Origin of the sequence: Bradyrhizobium sp. AUGA SZCCT0169 (assembly GCF_018130085.1) — a bacterium.
Lineage (GTDB): Bacteria > Pseudomonadota > Alphaproteobacteria > Rhizobiales > Xanthobacteraceae > Bradyrhizobium.
The window spans coordinates 12438-35889 of record NZ_JAFCMC010000014.1 but is presented as its reverse complement, the minus strand read 5'-3'; the positions used below and the strand labels follow the sequence as shown (position 1 = coordinate 35889).

Annotated in this window: 18 protein-coding genes and 1 pseudogene; 13 read left to right on the top strand and 6 right to left on the bottom strand. The window is 63.2% G+C overall.

The genetic code is table 11. The features are described 5' to 3' along the window. Nucleotides 1-134: 134 nt before the first annotated feature. The 7 genes and pseudogenes from JQ609_RS17705 to JQ609_RS17675 all read left to right on the top strand — a co-directional run bounded on the left by JQ609_RS17705 (nucleotide 135) and on the right by JQ609_RS17675 (nucleotide 13511). Nucleotides 135-1052: an ABC transporter permease subunit gene (locus JQ609_RS17705; protein ID WP_057853065.1), complete on the top strand. Its 918-nt coding sequence runs from the start codon at nucleotides 135-137 to the stop codon at nucleotides 1050-1052. A 35-nt stretch (nucleotides 1053-1087) separates the two neighbouring features. Further along, nucleotides 1088-2389: a high-affinity branched-chain amino acid ABC transporter permease LivM gene (gene livM / locus JQ609_RS17700; protein ID WP_212274433.1), complete on the top strand. Its 1302-nt coding sequence runs from the start codon at nucleotides 1088-1090 to the stop codon at nucleotides 2387-2389. Further along, nucleotides 2386-3219 (top strand): ABC transporter ATP-binding protein, encoded by an 834-nt coding sequence (locus tag JQ609_RS17695; RefSeq protein WP_212274353.1) that lies wholly within the window; start codon nucleotides 2386-2388, stop codon nucleotides 3217-3219. The genes livM and JQ609_RS17695 overlap by 4 nt, the downstream gene beginning before the upstream one ends. Next, nucleotides 3216-3965 (top strand): ABC transporter ATP-binding protein, encoded by a 750-nt coding sequence (locus JQ609_RS17690; protein WP_212204599.1) that lies wholly within the window; start codon nucleotides 3216-3218, stop codon nucleotides 3963-3965. The genes JQ609_RS17695 and JQ609_RS17690 overlap by 4 nt, the downstream gene beginning before the upstream one ends. A 313-nt stretch (nucleotides 3966-4278) precedes the next feature. After that, on the top strand, nucleotides 4279-5397 hold the full coding sequence (locus tag JQ609_RS17685; protein ID WP_212204597.1) for a branched-chain amino acid ABC transporter substrate-binding protein: 1119 nt from the start codon (nucleotides 4279-4281) through the stop codon (nucleotides 5395-5397). A gap of 402 nt (nucleotides 5398-5799) precedes the next feature. Continuing rightward, nucleotides 5800-11994, top strand: a pseudogene (locus tag JQ609_RS17680) (HAMP domain-containing protein); the annotation flags it as partial. 14 nt (nucleotides 11995-12008) lie between these two features. Next, complete coding sequence (locus JQ609_RS17675; RefSeq protein ID WP_212274432.1) at nucleotides 12009-13511, top strand: HWE histidine kinase domain-containing protein; 1503 nt, start codon at nucleotides 12009-12011, stop codon at nucleotides 13509-13511. A gap of 15 nt (nucleotides 13512-13526) precedes the next feature. Here JQ609_RS17675 and JQ609_RS17670 read toward each other — a convergent pair whose 3' ends face one another. After that, complete coding sequence (locus JQ609_RS17670; RefSeq protein ID WP_212274351.1) at nucleotides 13527-13928, bottom strand: response regulator; 402 nt, start codon at nucleotides 13926-13928, stop codon at nucleotides 13527-13529. 366 nt (nucleotides 13929-14294) lie between these two features. Here JQ609_RS17670 and JQ609_RS17665 point away from each other — a divergent pair, with 366 nt between their 5' ends. Together JQ609_RS17665 and JQ609_RS17660 are read left to right on the top strand one after the other, a co-directional pair. Beyond that, nucleotides 14295-17075 carry a PAS domain S-box protein gene (locus tag JQ609_RS17665; RefSeq protein WP_212274350.1) on the top strand — a complete coding sequence of 927 codons (2781 nt, stop codon included), beginning with the start codon at nucleotides 14295-14297 and terminating at the stop codon, nucleotides 17073-17075. A gap of 83 nt (nucleotides 17076-17158) precedes the next feature. Then, on the top strand, nucleotides 17159-18154 hold the full coding sequence (locus JQ609_RS17660) for a P1 family peptidase (RefSeq protein WP_212204589.1): 996 nt from the start codon (nucleotides 17159-17161) through the stop codon (nucleotides 18152-18154). Nucleotides 18155-18247: 93 nt separating this feature from the next. Here JQ609_RS17660 and JQ609_RS17655 read toward each other — a convergent pair whose 3' ends face one another. Continuing rightward, nucleotides 18248-19000, bottom strand: a complete 753-nt coding sequence (locus JQ609_RS17655) for an EF-hand domain-containing protein (protein ID WP_212274349.1) — start codon at nucleotides 18998-19000, stop codon at nucleotides 18248-18250. A 259-nt stretch (nucleotides 19001-19259) separates the two neighbouring features. Between JQ609_RS17655 and rpe the strand changes: the two genes are divergently transcribed. Beyond that, nucleotides 19260-19961: a ribulose-phosphate 3-epimerase gene (gene rpe, locus JQ609_RS17650; protein WP_212274348.1), complete on the top strand. Its 702-nt coding sequence runs from the start codon at nucleotides 19260-19262 to the stop codon at nucleotides 19959-19961. A 5-nt stretch (nucleotides 19962-19966) separates the two neighbouring features. Here the strand turns inward: rpe and JQ609_RS17645 are convergent, their stop codons facing one another. Genes JQ609_RS17645 through JQ609_RS17635 form a run of 3 tightly spaced genes read right to left on the bottom strand, consistent with a single transcriptional unit; the run spans nucleotide 19967 to nucleotide 20984 of the window. Then, entirely contained in the window at nucleotides 19967-20521 is a 555-nt protein-coding gene (locus JQ609_RS17645; RefSeq protein ID WP_212204582.1) for a PH domain-containing protein, read from the bottom strand. Then, a complete protein-coding gene (locus JQ609_RS17640) occupies nucleotides 20505-20687 on the bottom strand; it encodes a hypothetical protein (protein ID WP_212204580.1) in 183 nt (60 codons plus the stop codon). Before JQ609_RS17640 ends, JQ609_RS17645 begins: the two co-directional genes overlap by 17 nt. Nucleotides 20688-20690: 3 nt before the next feature. Beyond that, complete coding sequence (locus tag JQ609_RS17635; protein WP_192734137.1) at nucleotides 20691-20984, bottom strand: antibiotic biosynthesis monooxygenase; 294 nt, start codon at nucleotides 20982-20984, stop codon at nucleotides 20691-20693. 117 nt (nucleotides 20985-21101) lie between these two features. Between JQ609_RS17635 and JQ609_RS17630 the strand changes: the two genes are divergently transcribed. From JQ609_RS17630 to JQ609_RS17620, 3 genes are all read left to right on the top strand, one after another. Further along, nucleotides 21102-21659: a hypothetical protein gene (locus JQ609_RS17630; RefSeq protein ID WP_249128124.1), complete on the top strand. Its 558-nt coding sequence runs from the start codon at nucleotides 21102-21104 to the stop codon at nucleotides 21657-21659. A gap of 149 nt (nucleotides 21660-21808) precedes the next feature. Beyond that, complete coding sequence (locus JQ609_RS17625) at nucleotides 21809-22264, top strand: hypothetical protein (protein ID WP_212204578.1); 456 nt, start codon at nucleotides 21809-21811, stop codon at nucleotides 22262-22264. 623 nt (nucleotides 22265-22887) lie between these two features. Continuing rightward, nucleotides 22888-23064 carry a hypothetical protein gene (locus JQ609_RS17620; RefSeq protein WP_212205046.1) on the top strand — a complete coding sequence of 59 codons (177 nt, stop codon included), beginning with the start codon at nucleotides 22888-22890 and terminating at the stop codon, nucleotides 23062-23064. Nucleotides 23065-23092: 28 nt separating this feature from the next. On the opposite strand, the gene JQ609_RS17615 is transcribed toward JQ609_RS17620, so the two are convergent. Then, nucleotides 23093-23446: an Atu4866 domain-containing protein gene (locus tag JQ609_RS17615; protein ID WP_212204577.1), complete on the bottom strand. Its 354-nt coding sequence runs from the start codon at nucleotides 23444-23446 to the stop codon at nucleotides 23093-23095. Nucleotides 23447-23452: the final 6 nt, after the last annotated feature.

Sequence of the window (23452 nt, the reverse complement as noted above, 5' to 3'; positions counted from 1 at the left end):
TAGCTCTGTACAAGCCCTTTAAGCCGCAGCCGCCACTGTTGCCGCCCCCGGTTCCAAACTGTAAGAAAACGATACGACGCATCGATCAAGGCTGCCGGTGGCCTCGGCGCGTTGACCTCTAGATACGGCAGCGCATGGATTATTTCGCCCAGCAACTGATCAACGGCCTCGTGCTCGGCTCGATCTACGGCCTGATCGCCATCGGCTACACCATGGTCTATGGCATTGTCGGCATGATCAATTTCGCCCATGGCGATATTTTCATGATCGGCGGCTTCATTGCCCTGATCACGTTCCTGATCCTGGTTTCGTTCGGCCTGACCGCGATCCCCCTGATCCTGCTGGTCGTGCTGTTGGTATCGATGGCGATCACCGCGCTGTATGGCTGGACGGTGGAGCGCATCGCCTACCGGCCGCTGCGGCATTCGTTCCGCCTCGCACCGATGCTGTCAGCCATCGGTATGTCATTCGTGCTGACCAATTATTCCCAAGTCGCGCAGGGCGCGCGTGTCAAACCGGTGCCGCCGATCATCACCGGCGGCTACACGCTGCATGAGGGCGCCGGCGGCTTCGTGGTGCAATTGTCCAACATCCAGATCATCGTCGTGATCACGACCGTCGTCTTGCTCGCGCTGTTCACCTGGCTGGTATCGAGCACGCGGCTCGGCCGCGACATGCGCGCCTGCGAGCAGGACCAGACCATGGCCTCGCTGCTCGGCGTCGACGTCGACCGCACCATCTCCATGACCTTCGTGATCGGCGCGGCGCTCGCCGCGGTCGCCGGCATGATGTACCTGCTCTATTACGGCCTGGTCGATTTCTTCATGGGCTTCGTCGCCGGCATCAAGGCGTTCACCGCCGCCGTGCTCGGCGGCATCGGCTCGCTGCCCGGCGCGATGCTGGGCGGACTCCTGATCGGGCTGATCGAGACGCTATGGTCGGCCTACTTCTCGGTCGAATACAAGGACGTCGCGGCGTTTTCGATCCTGATCGTCGTCCTGATCTTCCTTCCGACCGGCCTGCTCGGCCGGCCTGAAGTCGAAAAAGTCTGACGGGCCGCCGCGTGAGCGCAAACCCCGCCGCCGCCATGCAAACCTCACGCGCACCGGGCGTCGCCTTCATCTTCAAGAAGGCCCTGATCAGCGCGCTGGTAGCATTGGTGCTGTTCTCGCTGATGATCGGCGTGCGCACCGAAGCAGGATCAGACGGCCAACTGACCTACTGGACCCGCTTCGGCGACCTCGCCATGATGGTCGCAACCGTGTTCGGCGGCAGCATCGTCGTCGAGTTGCTGCGGCAATGGTGGGGACCGGTCGGCACCGTGCGCGTCGTGCCGCCACAGGTGACATCGGCGCTCTCGCTCGGGGCTCGCCTCGTCGCGCCGCTGCTCTTGATCTTCACCTTTCTGGTGCCGGTGATCTTCTACAATGAGCGCTACATTCTGGATCTCGGCATCCTGGTGCTGACCTATGTGATGTTGGGATGGGGGCTGAACGTCGTGGTCGGCCTCGCCGGCCTGCTCGACCTCGGCTATGTCGCGTTCTATGCGGTGGGCGCCTATTCCTACGCGCTGCTGGCGACCAATTTCGGGCTGTCGTTCTGGATCTGTCTGCCGCTGGCCGGCATCCTCGCCGCCTTCTGGGGTGTGCTGCTCGGCTTTCCCGTGCTGCGACTGCGCGGCGACTATCTCGCCATCGTCACCCTCGCCTTCGGCGAGATCATCCGCCTCGTCCTGCTCAACTGGCAAAGCGTAACCGGCGGTCCGAACGGCGTCACTGGCATTCCCCGGCCGACCATGTTCGGCATTCCGCTCTCGCCCGGCGACGACGGGCTCGCGGCCATGCTCCGCATCGAATTCTCGCCGACCCACCGCATCGTGTTTCTGTTCTATTTGATCCTGGCGCTGGCGCTGCTCACCAACTGGGTGACGATCCGGCTGCGCCGCCTGCCGATCGGCCGCGCCTGGGAAGCCCTGCGCGAGGACGAAGTCGCCTGCCGCGCGCTCGGCATCAACACGACAACGACAAAACTGACGGCGTTTGCGACCGGTGCGATGTTCGGCGGGCTCGCCGGCGCGTTCTTCGCGACCAGACAAGGCTTCATCAGCCCGGAATCCTTCACCTTCCATGAATCGGCGCTGGTGCTGGCGATCGTGGTGCTGGGCGGCATGGGCTCGCAGCTGGGCGTGGCGCTGGCGGCGCTTGCCATGATCGGCGGCTTCGAACTGTTCCGCGGGCTCGACCAGTATCGCATGCTGGTGTTCGGCATGGCGATGGTGCTGTTGATGATCTGGCGCCCGCGCGGTCTGATCGGTCACCGTGCGCCGACCGTGTTCCTGGAACGCAACCAGGCGATCTCGTCCGACCTCGTCAAGGAGGGGCACGGATGAGCGCCGACCACATCCTTTCCGTCGATCATTTGTCGATGCGCTTCGGCGGCATCGTCGCGGTCAACGACCTCTCCTTCGGCGCCGAACGGCGCAAGATCACGGCGCTGATCGGACCGAACGGCGCCGGCAAGACCACCGTCTTCAACTGCATCACCGGCTTCTACAAGCCGACCAGCGGCAGCATGCGGCTGGCGCATGATGACGGCCGCAACATCCAGCTCGAGCGGCTGAACGATTTCCGGATTTCCAAGCAGGCGAAAGTCGCGCGCACCTTCCAGAACATCCGGCTCTTTCCCGGCATGACGGCGCTGGAGAATTTGATGGTGGCACAGCACAATGCGCTCATGCGCGCCTCCGGCCTCACCCTGCTCGGACTGATCGGCGCGCCGTCGTGGCGCGTCGCGGAGAAAGCGGCGATCGATCTGGCGCGAACGTGGCTGGAGCGCATTGGCCTGCTCGACCGCGCCGACGATGCCGCCGGCAACCTGCCCTACGGCGACCAGCGCCGCCTCGAAATCGCGCGCGCGATGTGCACTGAACCGGCGCTGCTCTGCCTCGACGAGCCGGCCGCCGGGCTGAACGCGCGGGAGAGCGCAAGCCTGAGCGAGCTGCTGCTCGCTATCCGCGCGAATCAGGGCACCTCGATCCTCCTGATCGAGCACGACATGTCGGTGGTGATGGAAATCTCCGACCACGTCGTCGTGATGGACTACGGCGTCAAGATCGCCGAGGGCACGCCGCAACACGTCCGCGACGACCCCAGGGTGATCGCCGCCTATCTCGGCGCCGACGAGGAGGAAGCCATCGCGGTGATGGAGAGCGGAACGTGACCGCATCGTCCCCGACAACGCCCCTGCTCGCGATCCGCGGCTTGCGCGCGGCCTATGGCAAGATCGAGGCGCTGAAAGGCGTCGATATCGAGGTCGGCGCCGGCGAGATCGTCGCCCTGATCGGCGCCAACGGCGCCGGCAAATCGACCCTGATGATGACGGTGTTCGGCAGGCCCCGCGCCCGCGCCGGCCGGATCGAATATGACGGCCAGGACATCACCGGCGTGCCGACGCACGAGATCGCGCGGCTGCGCATCGCCCAGTCCCCGGAAGGCCGCCGGATTTTCCCACGCATGAGCGTGGCGGAAAACCTGCAAATGGGCGCCGACGCGACCAATTCCAGCGAGGCCGACCGCGCCAGCGGCCTGGAGCGCATTTTCAACCTGTTCCCGCGGCTCAAGGAACGCATGACCCAGCGCGGCGGAACCTTGTCGGGCGGCGAGCAGCAGATGCTGGCGATCGGCCGAGCCCTGATGAGCCGGCCGCGCCTGCTAATGCTCGATGAGCCGTCGCTCGGCCTCGCCCCCCTGATCGCGCGGCAGATTTTCGACGCCATCCGGACCCTGAACCGGCAGGACGGCCTGACCGTGCTGATCGTCGAACAAAACGCCAATCACGCGCTGAAACTCGCCCATCGCGGCTATGTCATGGTCAACGGCCTGATCACGCTCTCCGGCACCGGCAGCGAATTGCTGCAGCGCCCCGAAATCCGCGCCGCCTATCTGGAGGGCGGCCGGCGGGGCTAGCCTCCCGCGTCGTCCCGGCCTAGTGCGCAATTGCGCACGGGGCCGGGACCCATACCGCGTGATCTCACGATTTGCGCTGAAGTTAGACGTTTCACCCCAACTAAAGCCTGTGGTTATGGGTCCCGGCCCCCCCTTGCGCAATTTGCGCACTAGGCCGGGACGACATAGGTCTGCGGCAAGATGCTGCGAACGGACCGTGGACTTGCCCGAATTTTGCCGATGACTTCGCCGCAAAATCAGCGGACAATGGCCCTGGTTTGCGTACCCGGTTCGCCGGGTGCGTCCCGTAGCGATTATCCCCGCGAGGACACTCATGAAATCACTGAAACTCATCGGCCTGGCATTGGGCGCATCATTCGCGCTATCGGCGAGCGCGCTGGCGCAGGACATCAATATTGCAGTGGCGGGCCCGATGACGGGCGGCGAATCCGCATTCGGCCGGCAGATGAAAAACGGTGCCGAACAGGCGGTGGCCGACATCAACGCCGCCGGTGGCGTCGCAGGCAAGAAGCTGGCGCTGCAGGTCGGCGACGATGCCTGCGATCCCAAGCAGGCGCGCTCGGTGGCGGAAAAGTTCGCCAGCGCGAAGATCCCGTTCGTCGCCGGTCACTTCTGCTCGTCCTCGTCGATCCCGGCGTCGGAAGCCTATGCCGACGGCAACGTGCTGCAGATTACGCCGGCCTCCACCAACCCGCTGTTCACCGAGCGCAAGCTCTGGAACGTAGCGCGCGTCTGCGGCCGCGACGATCAGCAGGGCCTGGTCGCCGCCGATTACATCGTCAAGAACTACAAGGGCAAGAACGTCGCCATCCTCAACGACAAGACCACCTATGGCAAAGGCCTCGCCGACGAAACCAAGAAGGCGCTCAACAAGGCCGGCGTCACCGAGAAGATGTTCGAATCCTACAACAAGGGCGACAAGGATTTTAACGCGATCGTGTCGCGGCTGAAGCGCGACAATATCGATCTGGTCTTTGTCGGTGGTTATCATCAAGAATCCGGCCTGATCCTGCGCCAGATGCGCGACCAGGGCCTGAAGACGGTGTTGATGGCGGGCGACGCATTGAACGACAAGGAGTTCGCCTCGATCGCGGGTCCCGCCGCCGAAGGCACGCTGTTCACCTTCGGTCCCGACCCGCGCAACAAGGCGACCGCCAAGGAGATCGTCGCCAAGTTCAAGGCCAAGAACATCGATCCCGAAGGCTACACCCTCTACACCTACGCCACGATTCAGGTCTGGTCGAAGGCGGTGGCAAAGGCCGGTACGACCGACCCGAAGAAGGTGATGGAAACCATCAAGGCCGGTGAGTGGGATACCGTGCTCGGCAAGATGGGCTTCGATGCCAAGGGCGACATCAAGGCGATCGACTATGTCGTCTACAAGTGGGATGCCAAGGGCAACTACACCGAGATCAATCCGAAGGGTTCTTAAGACCCCTCCCAAGCTTTGTCAGCAACCAACGCCCCGGCTTTGCCGGGGCGTTTTTTGTTTGCGGCGCGTTCATCAAGGAAAGCCCGAAGCCCGCAATGGTTAACGGCCTTTCACAATATGGAACTTTTTTCCCGGGGCGGTGGAACCAAAAGCATCCGAGCGGTTTTAAACAGTTCGGGCTGGGTTCCATGTCATTGATTTTGCTGCATCACCTGCTGTTCCACCTTGATCTCCGATCGGGCGGCACGTCTTATGGCGCAATCGCATACCAGCGGCCAGATTCGCGCGAAATCGCCTCGAGGAGACACCATGAGTGATCTTTCCCCTGGAGCATCACCTCCGGTCCGCCGCGTCTCCAAAGCCAAGGCGCAAGCCAACGGCACGCCCGACCCGATGCAGGACCTGCTGCACGCGCTGCAGGCGATGCGCTCCGGCGATTTCTCGGTGCGGATGACCGGCGATCATCTCGGCATCGAGGGCAAGATCGCCGACACCTTCAACGAGATCGTCGCCGCCAATCAACGAATGGCGCAGCAGCTGGAGCGTGTCGGACAGGTCGTCGGCCGCGAGGGCAAAACCCGCCAGCGCGTCAAATTCGATCTTTCGAGCGGCTCGTGGGCGGACATGGAAGGGTCGGTCAACACCCTGATCGACGACCTGCTCTGGCCGACCCGCGAGGTGACCCGGGCGGTCGCCGCCGTGGCGCAGGGAGACCTGCTGCAGACCGTGCAACTCGATGTCGATGGCCGCCCGCTGGGCGGCGAATTTTTGCAGTCCGCCAACATCGTCAACACGATGATCAAGCAGCTCAGCGTGTTCACCTCGGAAGTGACGCGCGTCGCGCGCGAGGTGGGTACCGAGGGCAAGCTCGGCGGCCAGGCGCAGGTGCCGGAAGTCACGGGCGTCTGGAAGGATTTGACCGAGAGCGTCAACTCCATGGCCAACAACCTCACCGGCCAGGTCCGCAACATCGCCGAAGTCACCATCGCGGTCGCCAATGGCGACTTGTCGAAAAAGATCACGGTCGACGTCCGCGGCGAGATCCTGCAACTGAAGGAAGCCATCAATACGATGGTGGACCAGTTGCGCTCGTTCGCTTCCGAAGTGACGCGTGTGGCCCGTGAAGTCGGCACCGACGGCAAGCTCGGCGGTCAGGCGATCGTGCCCGGCGTCGCCGGCACCTGGAAGGATCTCACCGACTCCGTCAACGCGATGTGCGGCAACCTCACCGCGCAGGTCCGCAACATCGCCAACGTCACCACCGCGGTGGCCCGCGGCGACCTCTCGCGAAAAATCACGGTGGACGTCCGCGGCGAAATTCTGGAATTGAAAGACACCATCAACACGATGGTGGACCAGCTCAACTCGTTTGCCTCCGAAGTGACGCGCGTCGCGCGCGAGGTCGGTACCGAAGGCAAATTGGGCGGTCAGGCCCAGGTGCCCGGCGTCGCCGGTACCTGGAAGGACCTCACCGACAACGTCAACTTCATGGCCTCCAACCTGACCGCGCAGGTCCGTAACATTGCCGACGTCGCGACCGCGATCGCGGGCGGCGACCTTTCCAAGAAGATCACCGTCAACGTATCCGGTGAAATCCTTCAGCTGAAGGAAACCCTCAATACGATGGTCGACCAGCTCAACGCGTTTGCCGGCGAAGTCACGCGCGTCGCGCGCGAGGTCGGTACCGACGGGCGGCTCGGCGGTCAGGCCAACGTGCTCGGCGTCGCCGGCACGTGGAAGGATCTCACCGAGAGCGTCAACTCGATGGCGAGCAACCTGACGGCTCAGGTCCGCAACATCGCCGAAGTGACGACGGCGGTCGCCAATGGCGACTTGTCGAAGAAGATCACGGTCGACGTGCGCGGCGAAATTCTGGAGCTGAAGGACACCGTCAACACGATGGTCGACCAGCTCAACGCGTTTGCCGGCGAAGTCACCCGCGTCGCGCGCGAGGTCGGCACCGAAGGCAAGCTCGGCGGCCAGGCCCTGGTGCGCGGCGTCGCCGGCACCTGGAAGGACTTGACCGACAGCGTCAACTCGATGGCCAGCAACCTCACCGGCCAGGTGCGAAACATCGCTGAAGTCGCCACCGCCGTCGCCAAGGGCGATTTGTCCAAGAAGATCACCGTGAACGTGTCAGGCGAAATCCTTCAGCTGAAGGAAACGCTGAACACGATGGTCGACCAGCTCAACGCCTTTGCCGGCGAAGTGACCCGCGTGGCGCGCGAGGTCGGCACCGACGGCAAGCTCGGCGGCCAGGCCGAAGTGCCCGGCGTCGCCGGCACCTGGAAGGACTTGACGGACAGCGTGAACTCGATGGCCGGCAATCTGACCGCGCAGGTCCGCAACATCGCCGAAGTCGCGACCGCGATCGCGGGCGGCGACCTGTCGCGCAAGATCACCGTGGACGTGCGCGGCGAGATCCTGCAGCTCAAGGAAACGCTCAACACGATGGTCGACCAGCTCAACCGTTTCGCGGGCGAAGTGACCCGCGTGGCGCGCGAGGTCGGCACCGAAGGCCGGCTCGGCGGTCAGGCCAACGTGCCCGGCGTCGCCGGCACCTGGAAGGATCTTACCGACAACGTCAACTCGATGGCCGGCAACCTCACCGGCCAGGTCCGCAACATCGCCGAAGTGACCACGGCGGTGGCGAAGGGCGACCTGTCCAAGAAGATCACGGTGGACGTCAAGGGCGAGATTCTCGAGCTGAAGAACACCGTCAACACGATGGTCGATCAGCTCAACGCCTTCGCCTCCGAGGTGACGCGCGTGGCGCGCGAAGTCGGCACCGAAGGCAAGCTCGGCGGCCAGGCGCAAGTGCCCGAAGTCGCCGGCACCTGGAAGGACCTCACCGACAACGTCAACTTCATGGCCTCCAACCTGACGGCGCAGGTCCGCAACATCGCCGAGGTCGCGACCGCGATCGCCGGCGGCGACCTGTCCAAGAAGATCACCGTGGACGTGCGCGGCGAAATCCTGCTGCTCAAGGACACCTTGAACACGATGGTCGAACAGCTGCGCTCGTTCGCGGCCGAAGTGACCCGCGTCGCGCGCGAAGTCGGCACCGAGGGACGCCTCGGCGGCCAGGCGGTGGTGCCCGGCGTCGGCGGAACGTTCAAGGACCTGACCGACAACGTCAACCTGCTGGCAGCCAACCTGACGACGCAAGTCCGCAACATCGCCGAGGTCACCACGGCGGTGGCGCGCGGCGACTTGTCGCGCAAGATCACGGTCGACGTGAAGGGCGAAATCCTCGAACTCAAGAACACCATCAACACGATGGTCGATCAGCTGAACGCGTTCGCCGGCGAAGTCACCCGCGTCGCGCGCGAGGTCGGCACCGAGGGCAAGCTCGGCGGCCAGGCGCAGGTGCCCGGTGTCGCCGGCACCTGGAAGGACCTCACCGACACCGTCAACTTCATGGCGGCCAATTTGACCGAACAGGTCCGCGGCATCGTCAAGGTGGTGACCGCGGTCGCCAACGGCGATTTGAAGCAGGACCTGACGGTGAAATCGAAGGGCGAAGTCGCCGCGCTCGCCGATACCATCAACAACATGACCGAGACGCTGGCGACCTTCGCCGATCAGGTCACCTCGGTGGCGCGCGAAGTCGGCGTCGAAGGAAGGCTCGGCGGCCAGGCCAACGTGCCCGGCGCTGCCGGCACCTGGAAGGACCTTACCGGCAACGTCAACCTGCTGGCCGCCAATCTGACCTCGCAGGTGCGCGCCATCGCCGAGGTCGCGACCGCGGTGACAAAAGGCGACCTTACCCGCTCGATCCAGGTCGACGCACGCGGCGAACTCGCCGAACTCAAAGACAACATCAACACCATGATCGGCACTCTCCGCCTGACCACGGACGTGAACTCGGAACAGGACTGGCTGAAGACCAACCTCGCCAAATTCACCAACATGCTGCAGGGCCAGCGCGATCTCACCACGGTCGGCCGGCTGCTGCTTACCGAACTGACGCCGCTGGTGAACGCCCATATGGGCGTCATCTACCAGGTCGAGAACGAGGAAAATCCGCAGCTGCGCCTGCTCTCGGCCTATGCCGGCGACGGCGCCAGCCCGCACAAGGAGGTCGTGCAGTTCGGCCAAGGGCTGGTCGGGCAAGCTGCGATGGACAAGCGCCAGCGCATTCTTTCCGACATTCCCGCCGACGCCACCCCGATCAACTCCGCCCTTCTTCGCGTGGTCCCGCGAAATCTCGTCGTGCTTCCGGTGCTGTTCGAAAGCCAGGTGAAGGCCGTCATCGAACTCGGATCGATCAGCTCGTTCACGACCTCGCAGATGACCTTCCTCGAACAGCTCACCGACTCCATCGGCATCGTGCTCAATTCGATCGAGGCCACGATGCAGACCGAAGGCCTGTTGAAGCAGTCGCAGCAGCTCGCCGGCGAATTGCAGACCCAACAGAAGGAACTGCAGCAGACCAACGAACAGCTCGAGCAGAAGGCCCAGCAGCTCGCCGAACGCAACGTCGAGGTGGAAAGAAAGAACCAGGAAATCGAACAGGCGCGGCGCGCGCTCGAGGAGAAGGCGACCGAGCTTTCGCTGACCTCGAAGTACAAGTCCGAATTCCTCGCCAACATGTCGCACGAGCTGCGCACGCCGCTCAACAGCATCCTGATCCTCGGCCAGCAGCTCACCGAAAACCCCGACGGCAATCTGTCGGCCAAGCAGGTCGAGTTCGCCCGCACCATCCACGGCGCCGGCACCGACCTGCTCAACCTGATCAGCGACATCCTCGACCTGTCCAAGATCGAATCCGGAACGGTGACGGTCGATGCCGAGGAAATCCTGACCTCGAACCTTTTGGAAACCGTCGGCCGGCCGTTCAGGCACGAAGCCGACAACCGACAGCTCTCGTTCAACATCAGCGTCGACGAGAACCTCGCCCGCAGCATGGTGACCGACTCCAAACGCCTGCAGCAGGTGCTGAAGAATCTGCTGTCGAACGCGTTCAAGTTCACCGCCGAAGGCGGTGTGCGGCTGACCGTGTCCGCAGCCGTCGGCGGATGGAGCGCGGAGCACCCGATCCTGAACCATGCCCCCGCGGTCGTGGCCTTCGAGGTCACCGACACCGGCATCGGCATCCCGCCGGAAAAGCAGAAGCTGATCTTCGAGGCGTTCCAGCAGGCCGATGCCGGCACCAGCCGGAAATATGGCGGCACGGGCCTCGGCCTCGCCATCAGCCGCGAACTTGCAAGCCTGCTCGGAGGCGAGATCCATCTGCGCAGCGCGCCCGGCAAGGGCAGCACCTTCATCCTGTATCTGCCCTTGAAATATTCCGGGCCCACCGTCGCGCCGCGCACCCCTGCCCCGTCGCCCTATCTGACCGCGCCGGCGCTGCAGGTTGCCGCGACCCAGGAGCGGGTGATCGAGCAGCTGCCGGATGACCGGCTCAATCTCGAGGCCGGCGACACCATCCTTCTGATCGTCGAGGACGATCCGCACTACGCGCGGGTGCTGATCGATCTCGCCCGCGACAAGGGCTTCAAGGTCCTGGTCGCCAATCGCGGCGCCGAGGCGCTTGAGCTCGCCAAGCAGTTCCAGCCCACGGCGGTGTCGCTCGACGTGTTCCTGCCGGACATGCTGGGCTGGACCGTGCTGAGCCAGCTCAAGCATAATCCGCTGACCCGGCACATTCCGGTGCAGATCATCACGCTCGACGAGGATCGCCAGCACGCGCTGGCACGCGGCGCGTTTTCCTTCGTCAACAAGCCGACCACCACCGAAGGCGTCAGCGCCGCACTGTCCCAGATCAAGGAATACGCCAAGCCGCGGCGCAAGCGTCTTCTGATTGTGGAAGACAACGCCGCCGAGCAGATGAGCATCAAGGCCCTGCTCGATCACGTAGATATCGAGATCCTCACCAGCGATACCGGCGCCGGCGCCCTCTCGACCCTGCGCGACAACCCCTGCGACTGCGTCGTGCTGGATCTGCGGCTACCGGACATGAGCGGTTTCGAGGTACTCGACCAGATCCGCAACGACGAGGCGCTGTCGAATGTGCCGGTGGTGGTGTTCACCGGGCGGGAACTTTCCGCCGAGGAAGACGCGGAACTCCACACCATGGCCCGCAGCATCGTGGTCAAGGGCGTGGAATCGCCGGAACGCCTGCTCGACGAAACGTCGCTGTTTTTGCACCGTGTGATCACGGAATTGCCGGTCGAAAAGCAGAGGATGCTGGAGAAACTCAATAGTTCCGATGAGGATCTCGTTGGCAAGACCGCGCTTCTGGTGGACGACGACGCCCGGAACATCTTCGCGCTGTCGAGCGTGCTGGAACGGCGCGGCATGAAGGTGCTGACGGCGACCACCGGCCATGAGGCCATTGCGCTGGTCGAATCCAATCCCAAGATAGCGATCGTGCTGATGGATATCATGATGCCGCAGATGGACGGCTACCAGACCATCGGGGTGATCAGGCAAAACCCGTCGTTTGGCCGCCTGCCCATCATCGCGCTGACCGCAAAAGCGATGAAGGGCGACCGCGAGAAATGCCTCGAGGCCGGAGCGTCGGACTATCTGGCAAAACCAGTCAACACCGAGCAGTTGCTCCTTGCCATCCGTATGTGGCTCCACCGTTGATCGGCGCGCAGATGATGGACCAAGAGAAAGTAAACATACTTCTGGTGGACGATCAGCCGGCAAAGCTGCTCGCCTATGAGGTCATTCTGAAGGAGCTTGGAGAGAACCTGGTCTCGGCGGCCTCGGGGCGCGAGGCGCTCGAGTTCCTGCTGAAGAACGACGTCGCCATCATCCTGGTCGACGTTTGCATGCCGGAACTGGACGGTTTCGAGCTTGCCGCGATGATCCGCGAGCATCCCCGTTTCCAGAAGACCGCGATGATCTTCATCTCCGCGATCCAGGTCAGCGATCTGGACCGGCTGCGCGGCTACGAGATGGGCGCGGTCGACTACGTTCCGGTGCCGGTGGTGCCTGAAGTGTTGCGCGCCAAAATCAAGGTGTTCGCCGAACTCTATCGCAAGACCCGTCAGCTGGAGCGGCTCAACGTCGAGCTCGAGGACCGGGTTCGGGCCCGCACCGCCGAACTGGAAGAATCCCATGCGCGGCTGTTGGAAAGCGAGCAGCGCCGGAGCCTGGCGATCGCCGCGGGAAAGATGGGGTCGTGGGACTGGGACTGGGTCAATGGCGACTGGATGTGGGACGAGGGCCAATATCAAATTCTCGGCGTAGATCCCGGCAGCATTGAGCTGACACCGGCCAATATTCAGGCCCTGATCCATCCGGACGACGTCCTGGAACTGCACGATGCGTGGGCGAGTTTCGCCCGAGGCGCGAAATCCTACGAAGCGGAATTTCGCATCATCCGCCCCGATGGCGAAGTGCGCTGGTGCGCGGGAACAGCCGCAGCGAGCACCGACAAGGACGGCCGCGTCATCCGCGTCAGCGGCGTGACGGTCGACATCACCGAACGCAAGCAGGCCGAAGAGCGCCAGACCCTGCTCGCCCGCGAAGTCGACCACCGCGCCAAGAACGCGCTGGCGCTGGCGCAGTCGATCGTTCGGCTGACGCGCGGCGAAAACGTCAAGAGCTACATCCGCTCGGTCGAAGGGCGCATCACCGCGCTCGCACGGGTTCACACCGTGCTTTCACTGTCGAGCTGGCAAGGCGCCGAAATAGGCAAGCTGATCGACGAAGAGCTGGCGCCATATTCGATGGGCGATCAGATCGCATTGCGCGGCGCCGAGGTGCAGCTGCAACCGGCGACCGCACAGACAGTGGCCTTGGCGCTGCACGAGCTCGTCACCAATTCGGCCAAATATGGCGCGCTGTCGGCGTTGACGGGCCGGCTATCGGTGAAGTGGGAACTCGAGTCGGGGCTTCTCGACCTCGTCTGGATGGAGACCGGCGGGCCTGTGGTCGAAAAACCGATATCAAGGGGATTTGGCACACGGAGCGTTATCGCAAGCATCGAGTCGCAGCTCGGCGGAAAGGCCGAATTCGATTGGCGCCCCGAAGGTCTCGTTTGCCGGCTCCTGGTTCCGCTGACGCGCCAGACCGCGCCCGATCCGGCTCCACCTCGGGAAACCGTGGCGGGTGAAGCCGGCAGCCGGCGCGTTGGACAGTCGGCCCGGCCGTAACGGCTGACGGGCGGATTACCGCGTCGCCGCCCCGGCAACGGCGCCCGCCGATGGCCGCATCGCTTCCCGGGCCGCTTCGATCGCGCGGATCAGGTCGGTCGGACGAAACGGCTTTTGCAGGCAGACCACGCCAGCCAGTTCAGGTGATTTCGACAGGAAGTCGAGCGCCGTCATGCCGGATATCGCGACGACAGGCAGGTCGGGCACCCGCTCGCGCATCGTCGCGATCACATCGGAGCCGTTCGAACCTTGCAGGAAGATATCGACGATCGCGAGGTCGAAATCCTCAGCTTCGAATGCCTTCAATCCCGCTTCGGCGGTGGCGGCCTCGACGATTTCGAATTGGTTGATCCGCAGCACGATCGAGATCATCGTGCGCACGTCGGACTGGTCGTCGATCACAAGAACACGGGGCATGAAAAAAATTCCCGAACGGCCGCGCAGATAGCCTATGATAAAAGTGCCCGACGAAGACGCAGTGCCGGGTAGAATATTCAGCGTTTGGGTAAAGGGCCGGTTACCCGGGACCTGTCTTTCCGGCCATGAATTGAATGGGTAGTATGTAGCCTTGGGTTGATTCCATCCGGCCCGACCTCATTGTAGACCTGGCGTGCCCATTTCGGCCCCTGAGCAGCTCCGCGTCGCCTGCTGTTTTTAGTCTGTTAGTCCTCCCGATCGATATCCGCCTATCGGCTAGATACGCCACTTCAGTGGATAGGTTAATGTTCGCGCATTTGGTGCTGGTCCGATGGCGCGTTCGATGCCAGTTTGCCAGGGACAACGATGCTGACGGCTGACGAACGCAACATCTTTCTATCGACCCTGCCGGCGAGCAGCCGTGATCGCGCGCGGGCACTCGCCGTCGTCGCGGTCTCGTCGATTCTGTTCGTCATCGCTGCGGTTTATGCCAGGGTGCCACTGACCCCGGTGCCGGCTTTCATTCCTAGTTATCAATCCGCGCTTGCGATCAACGATCTCATCACCGCCATTCTGCTGTTTTCGCAGTTCACGATTCTGCGCTCGCGGGCGCTGCTGCTGCTCGCAAGCGGATATTTGTTCACCGCGGCCGCTGCGATCGTCCACGGCCTGAGCTTTCCAGGTGTGTTTGCTCCGACCGGGCTGCTCAATGCCGGCCCGCAGACAACCGCCTGGCTTTACCAGATCTGGCACATCGTATTTCCGGCTCTCGTGCTCGGCTATGCGTTCCTGAAGGACAAGGATGGCGGCCCGAAAATCCCGGGATCCGAGGTACGGGCGATCCTGGGCAGCATCATCGCGGTCGCGGCGGCGATATCCTTTGCTGCCTGGTTCGTCACCGCCAGACATGACCTGCTGCCTGTCATGATCCGTGGCGGACATTTCACCTACACGCTGATCGGTACCCTGTCGGCGGAAGTGCTTCTCAGCTTCGCGGCGCTGCTGATCCTGTGGCACCGGCGACCGCATTCCGTGCTCGACGTCTGGCTGATGGTCGTGATGTGTGCCTGGATGTACGACATCGCACTGTCCGGAATTCTCAACGCGGCCAGGTTCGATCTGGGCTTTTATGCCGGCCGGCTCTACGGACTTTGTGCGGCCAGTTTCGTCCTCGCAGTGCTGTTGATCGACAATATGTCCCTGCAAGGCCAGTTGGCGCGGCTGCTCGAAAAGCTGCGTCGCCAGGCCGCTTCCGAGCGCAGCCTCCACACCGAGCGCGAACGCCTTTTCAGCGCGGTCGTGGAATCCTCCAACGACGCCATCATCACCAAATCGCTCGACGGCATCATCACCGCCTGGAATCGCGCTGCCGAACGCTTGTTCGGCTTCACTTCAATCGAAGCCGTCGGCAGGCGCATCGACATCATTGTTCCACCGGATCGCCGCGCCGAGGTTGGCAACATCCTCGAACAGGTCGGCCGCGGCGAGAGGATGGAAGACTACGAAACGGTGCGCTTGCACAAGGACGGCCGCAACGTGGATGTCCTGCTGAGCATCTCGCCGATCCGGTCGGCCTCGGGCGAAATTGTCGGCGCCTCCATGATCGCGCGCGACATCACCGAAAACAAGCGAACAGAGAAGGCGCTCAATCAGGAGATCGAAGAGCGGCAGCGCATCTTCGAGACCTCGCATGACCTCATCCTGGTATCCGATAGCAAAGGGAATCTCATCCAGGTCAGTCCGAGCGCCAAAGTCATCCTTGGTTATGACCCTTCGGAAATGGCCGGCCAGAGCGCCCTGCTATTCATTCATCCCGACGATCTCGAGAGCACGCGCGCAGAGATGCGTGCCGCGCGCCGCGGAAATGAAATGCGAAACTTCGAGACCCGTTACGTCCACAAGGACGGACAGTCCGTCACATTGAACTGGACCGGCACCTGGTCGGAGCCGGTGAGACGGCATTTCTTCATCGGCCGCGACCTCACCGAGAAGCAGGCGGCGGAAGCCCAGTTGCGGCACATCCAGAAGATGGACGCGATCGGCCAGCTGACCGGCGGCGTCGCGCACGACTTCAACAACATCCTGACCGTGATCACCGGGACCATCGGAATCCTGGAGGAATCGGTTGCCGACAAGCCCGAACTCGTCGCCATTACCAAATTGATCGACGAAGCCGCCGAACGCGGCGCCAACCTGACCAAGCATCTGCTTGCCTTTGCCCGCAAGCAGCCGCTGCAGCCCGTCGAAGTCGACGTCAATGGGCTGGTGCTGGAGGCCGCCAAACTGCTGCATCCGACGCTCGGCGAGAACGTCGAGATCACGCCGCTGCTGGCCGAGGATGCATGGACGGCCCTGGTCGATCCGAACCAGCTCTCGACGGCGGTGCTCAACCTTGCCCTCAACGCGCGCGACGCCATGCCCAATGGCGGCAAGCTCGCGCTCGAGACCGGCAACATCTATCTCGACGAGAACTACGCCGGTATGCACAGCGACGTCGTGCCCGGCCATTATGTGATGGTCGCGGTGAGCGATACCGGCACCGGAATCCCCGCAGCGCTGATCGAGCGGGTGTTCGATCCCTTCTTCACCACCAAGGAGGTCGGCAAGGGCACTGGCCTCGGGCTCAGCATGGTGTTCGGTTTCGTCAAGCAGTCGGGTGGCCATATCAAGATCTACAGCGAGGAAGGCCACGGCACGTCTGTCAAGATGTACCTGCCGCGCGCCACGGGATTGAACCAGACCGCCGCCGAAGCCGCGATATCAGCCAATGTCGAGGGCGGCACCGAGACCGTTCTCGTCGTCGAAGACGATTCGCTGGTGCGCCGTTACGTGATGACGCAGATCGAAAGCCTCGGCTACACCACGCTCGAGGCGGCCAATGCCAGCGAGGCCCTGCAGATCATCGATACCGCCCCGACCCTGCATTTGCTCTTCACCGACGTCATCATGCCCGGCATGATGAATGGCCGCCAGCTGGTCGACGAAGCGCTGAAACGGCGCCCGTCGCTGAAGACGCTGTACACCTCAGGGTATACCGAGAACGCCATCGTTCACCACGGCCGCCTCGATTCCGGCGTGCTGCTGCTCGCCAAGCCGTACCGCAAGTCCGAACTCGCCAGGATGTTCAGATTGGCGCTTGGCAGTTGAAGCCTTGTTGACGGCCGATATATCGGCGAGGATGAAAAGATATCGATGGCCGCAATCGGGGCGGACTTGAACGGACCGGCATCTTGAAAAACCTTCTCACCGACATCTCCGGCGTCCGCGTCGGCCACGCCGAAGACGCTTCCGTCGCATCCGGCGTGACCGCGATCATTTTCGATACCCCCGCGACCGCGTCGATCGATGTCCGCGGCGGCGGCCCCGGCACCCGCGATGAAGCCCTGCTCAAGCCTGAAGCCACGGTCGAGGCCGTCGACGCGATTACGCTCTCCGGCGGTTCGGCGCTTGGGCTGGATGCCGCGGGCGGCGTACAGGCCTGGCTCGCCGAACAGGGGCGCGGCCTGCGGATCCGTGAAGCGGTTATTCCGATCGTGCCCGGTGCGATCTGCTTCGATCTTCTCAACGGCGGCAACAAGGCCTGGGGACGTTTCCCGCCCTATCGCGATCTCGGCTATGCCGCCGCCTGCGCGGCGGGCACCGATTTCGCGCTCGGCAGCGTCGGCGCCGGCCTTGGCGCCACCACCGCCAATTTCAAGGGCGGCCTTGGTTCGGCCTCCGCGCAAACCGAAGATGGCGTCATGGTGGCGGCGCTTGCGGTGGTCAACGCCGTCGGCAGCGTGACGGTCGGCGACGGGCCGTGGTTCTGGGCGGCGCCGTTCGAAATCGGCGACGAGTATGGCGGACGCGGACTGCCGCCGTCATTCACGAAAGACATGCTGAAGGCGCGGCTCAAGGGTGCCCCGGAACCGATCTCCGGCGAAAACACCACGCTGGTCGTCGTCGTCACCGATGCGGTGCTGACGAAGGCGCAGGCCAAGCGCCTCGCGATGATCGCGCAGACCGGCATGGCACGCGCGATCTATCCCGTGCATGCGCCAACCGACGGCGACGTGGTGTTTGCGGCGGCGACCGGCAAGAAGCCGGTCGATCCGCGGCATGGCCTCACCGAACTCGGGATGGTGGCGGCCAATGTGGTTGCCCGCGCGATTGCGCGCGGCGTCCATCAGGCGACCGCGCTGCCCTTTCTGGGCGCGCTACCGGCGTGGGGGGATCGCTTCGGCTAGGTCGCGACTACCGAAGCGTCGCCGGGTCTCTTAGAGCGTTTTCAAGCGAAGTGGAGCCCGTTCGCGTGAAGAAAACGCGTCAAACAAAAAAGATCAGGCGCTCAGCGACAGCGATGCCGTGGCCGAGGCTGAAATCGCCTGGGCCTGACGCTGGATCATCTTCTCGATGATATTATACGACGATGTTGCGGCGCTCGAAGCGCTCGCCGATGCGGCCGACGTCATCGTGACCTTGGAACCGTCCGCATAGGTCAGCGATGTCGTCACCGAACCGTCGCTGTTGGTGACGGACGTGCTGGAGGCGCCCTGCAGCGCCTGCATCAGGGGATCGGAATTCGATCCGTTCTCGCCGGAACCGCTGGCTTCGTGATGGTGGTGGCGGCCCTTGCCGCCCTTCAGCGCCGATGCCAGTTCGCCGAGGCTGACCGAGCCGTCGCCGTCCTTGTCGAGCTTGCCGAAGACGCTGCCGGCATTATCCAGATTGGTGCCGCCCGCGCCAAGCGCATCGTTGAATTCCGATTTGGTGATCTTGCCGTCGCCGTTGCCGTCGATCTGCGAGAACAGGCTCTTGAGCGCATCCGAGCGGCTCGTGGACGCTTCTGACGTCGATCCTGTCGAGGACTGGCTTTGCGCAGCCAGCAGCGCGCTCATGGTTGCCGGCGAGATCTGCGAACCGCCGTTACCTCGGGCGCTGCTGTTCGAGCCGGTCGAGGCCGAGGTATTCGCGAAAGAGTCGAACAGGCTAGCCTTGCTCGTTCCGGTGGCTTTTGCGGACGATGACTTCGAGGACGTCAGCGCCTGCAGGGCATCGATCGCCGATGACGCGGCACCAAGAGCAAGCAACATGACAGAACCCCAACAACGCCGCTCAGAGCGGCCCTACGTCCATGCCGGTTTCTCAGCAAGCGCCGTGCCACAGCAAGAAACCCAATAAAATTGCGGCTTCTCGCGCTCCACCGCCCCGCCAGGGCGGGAACATGACCGGCAATAGCTGCCCGCCGCGGCAGATTTTACCGCCCGACTGGAGTCGTTTGCAGCCGCATTGCTCCCGGCCGTCCTGCATGATACGCGGAGCCAATCCGTCCCTTGTGCACCGGGAGCGCACATGTCCCAGCAATTTGCGTCGCGTCCGCTCGTCATCGCCCCGTCGATCCTCGCGTCGGATTTCTCCAAGCTGGGCGAGGAAGTCCGCGCGGTGGACACCGCCGGCGCCGACTGGATCCATCTCGACGTGATGGACGGGCACTTCGTGCCGAACATTTCCTACGGCCCCGACGTCATCAAGGCGATGCGCCCGCATACCAGGAAGATCTTCGATGCGCATTTGATGATCGCGCCGTGCGATCCCTATCTCGAAGCCTTCGCCAAGGCCGGCTGCGATCAGATCACCGTCCACGCCGAGGCCGGTCCGCATCTGCATCGCTCGCTGCAGGCGATCCGCGCGCTCGGCAAGAAGGCCGGCGTTTCGCTCAATCCGGGCACGCCGGTCAGCGCGATCGAATACGTCATCGACCTGATCGACCTCGTGCTTGTAATGTCGGTCAATCCCGGCTTCGGCGGCCAGGCCTTCATCCGCTCGGCGCTCGGCAAGGTGCGCGACATCAGGGCGATGACCGCAGGCCGTCCGATCGATATCGAGGTAGACGGCGGCGTCGGCCCCGACGTCGCGGGCGAACTCGCCGCCGCCGGCGCCAACGCGCTGGTGGCGGGCTCCGCGGTGTTCAAGGGCGGCACCGTGGAGGCCTACAAGACCAACATATCAGCGATCCGCAATGCGGCGGCGATGGCGCGCGGCGAAGCCGTGTAAATTTGTCAGGCCGGCGTCGACGACGCCTTGCGGATGATGTCGTACACCACTCGCACATCGGGCACGGCCTCCATTTTGGTCGCCGTGTAGCTCACCCCGTCCCCGGAATGATCGGCTTTGGTTTCACCAAACTGGATCGTCCCGCTCGCGTCGGATTTTTCCGTCAAGGTGAGCGTCGGGATCTTGCGATACTCAATCGATTTGGTCGTCGTGCTGAAGATGCCCGAACGCACGATCACGCGCTGGTTCGTGACCGCGTATTCGGTATGTTTCCGGCAAAGCGCGCTCCAGAAGAAATGTCCGACGAGCAAATAAAATCCGACCAGCACGAACGGGACACCGAATAAGGGGAAGAGCGTATTCTGCGCCGAACTGGAGGCGGACGATTGGCTCCAGGCTCCATGAACCCAGAAGACGGAAAAGCTGAAAAAGATCAGCCCGAACCCCGACTTTGACAGGTCCGCGCTTTCAAAGCGCAGGCCCCGCACGGGTAATCCGCTCCACAGCACACGTTCCCCCGGCGCAAGCTCTTTCTTGATAGCCTCAGTCGGAATTTTCATTGGACCACTTGAGATTGAACGAATGCCGGATCATGCCAAATGGCAAAGCAATATTCCAGCCGATCGCGCTGAAACGGCGACCGGACGCGGCCGGGTTGATGCAAGCCCGATGAAGGCGCGGTTTTTGAACACGCCCTGGAGCGTTCTCGTCCTTGAAAGCGGCCAATCCTCAAGCCAGCGTATGAACAATCACCGGGCCGGCAACCGCCGTCGCCGGTCCCGTGAGCAACGGCGTCAGGTTCTGCTCGATCCAGGCGATCCCGCGCCGGTTCGACTCCTCGGCGCCTGCGTAATTGTTGAAGATGCTGATCGCGGTCACGGTGTCGTCGGGCGCATACACCACGTAGTAGGCCATGAAACCTTCGACATCGCTGATGATCGGAATCGCACCTTCCTTGATCCTGCGTGCCAGTTCTTCGGCCATGCCGGTCTTAGCCTTGCCCTGACGAATGGCGGCATACATGGAAATCCTCCTTCACCGGTAGCAGAAGCCCCACGCGGCATATTACGCCATCCCCAACATCCGCGCCATCCAACGCTGCGATCCGAACCATTCTTGCAGCGCAAGCGACCAACGGGCATGAGCTTGGATGAAATTCGATCGACGCTGTTTTCCGCGAAGCTGCGGCGGCTGCTTGCCCAGGCGCTGCAGCACGGCGAGCGCGTGCTCTGGCAGGAACAGCCCGACGCTGTCGCCAACATGCTGATGTGGCGGTTTCTGTGGTGGATCGGATTTCCGTGGCTGGCTCTCACCGCGATTGCGATCTCCAGAGGCTGGATCGATCAGGCAGCGATGTTTCTTCTGCTGTTCGGCGCCATGATGATCGCAGCACCCCTGGTGATGCTGCTGTACGATTGGCAGACGCTATGCGTGATCACCAATCGCCGCGCGCTGATTTTGCGCACGGCCTGGGGCAAACCGACCGTCAGGGGCACTTCGTTCGAGGACATGGACGCGACGTTCGAAATCCTCGACATTGGCCGCGGCGCAGGCCACCTGAATTTCGCATCAGGTATTTCGACCCGGTCGCCCGATACCGACTACACCGGCCGCTACGGGTTTCGTTGCATTCGAAATCCCGCGGCGGTGCGGGATATTCTCGAACGCGCGCGCGCCGGGACTACGCAGCGCGACTAGCGAGTTTCTGTCAGGGTTCCGCTCGCGGCTGATGGAACCCGAGGTGTCATCGTCTTGACCTTTAAGCTTCATCGTCTGGCCACGAAGCTTCATGGTCTGGCCATAAAGCCGTAACACCGTCGAACCCTGATATTCGACGGAACCACGCCATGACCAAAGCCCTCACCGCAGCTGCCATCATCCTGATGCTTGCGCCGTCCGTAGCCTTTGCGCAGCACCGGGCCAGTGACGCCGCACTGGGTGCGGTATCGGGCGCGGTGGTGCTGGGACCGATCGGCGCGGTCGCCGGCGCCTTCATCGGCTATTCGGCGGGACCTGCGATCGCGCGGTCCTGGGGAATTGAAAGGTCAGGCCCGCCGCGACAGCGCCGGCAGGCCTCGAAAGAGCGCGTGCGTGGCGCGAGAGCGGAAGCTGTCGGTAGCGCTGGAACCAGACCGGCCGCCGCTCGCGTCGAAAAAGACGCGCGTGTCGCGACGACCAGGAACGATGTAAGTCCTGCGACGCCAAGCAGGCCATCGCCACCTGCGGCAACGACATCGGCGCCTGCGGCAACGGCACCAGCGCCTGTGGCAACGACACCGCCGCCTGTGCAGACACTCGAGTGAATCAGGCGCGTAGACTGACGTCGACAATCCGAGGCCCGCGAATGATGCCGCCACGCAGGTAAGCACCGCATCTGCAACAATTCATGTTGCGCCGCCGCATGCATAGACTTCGTGCGACCTACCGTAGAAGTCCGGTCTTCACGGAGAACGGCAAATCGAGCACAACGCGCTTCCCGGATTTTTGGGAGTGCGGCACGATGACGATGACATGGGTCTGGACTGGTGTGGCGCTGTGGCTTGCGTTCAATGCAGCCGTCACCGTTTGCCTGCTGGCGGCGGAACCAGGAACCAGGAAGAGAGCATACGCTCGCGCTCGCGCCCGCAAGTGAGTTGATGGAAAGCGCGGTCGCGAGGCGATCGATGAGGCGCAAGCGCCTCGCGCGGTGTGTTCGTCCTGATCTCGAATTCTTCTTCAGCCGATACGAGTGGCGCCGGCCGACGATGAACCGGCTCGATAGCGGTTCCCGGTCCGATCTTTACGAATTGGAAAGCCGGACGCGGTTACAGGATCGCCGCTAAACACCGTTCCCCAAATTGAAGCCGGCCTGTTCGCATTTTATTGCGCCGTGCGTGGGAACTGTCGCTGCCGCCGAATATTACAGCATCAGAATTTCGAGACCGCTATGAATCCGCTTTGCCCGAACTGTCTGAATGAGATGTCGAAGTCGGCGTCGTCGCGCAACATGTTCCGTTGCGAACCCTGCCGCGAAATCATCCAGTTCTTCGACGTCTGGCAGGATCGCGACACCAAGCCGCCACGTGACGCGAAGCGCCCGATCGATCAGGTTCGCGCCGCCTGACGCAAGGCTGCTTGTGCGTCGGGCGCGGCTATTCCTTCCGACGCAAGATCATGCCGCCGTGATACAGCACGCCGTCGATGAAGTCGCCATCGGCGGTGAAACCGGTGTCATCCCAATAGTCGATGTGATTGCCGCGGATCTCATAGCGTCCCTGGTAGGCGCTCTCGCGATTGCCGCGCGCTTCGTCGTAGCGGCCGTTCGGGAGCAGGTTGTGGCGGATGGTGCCGTCGGCCGTGACCCACATGCCGGCGTAGGAATGGTTTTGTGCCGGCTGGGCGGCAGATTTCCGATCGGAGTTCATCTGAGCGAGACCTTTCTTTACGGGCAAGGCAGCCGCGCCCGCGAGAAGCGTGACAGCCGCAAATATCAATGGATGCTTCATGGGCTG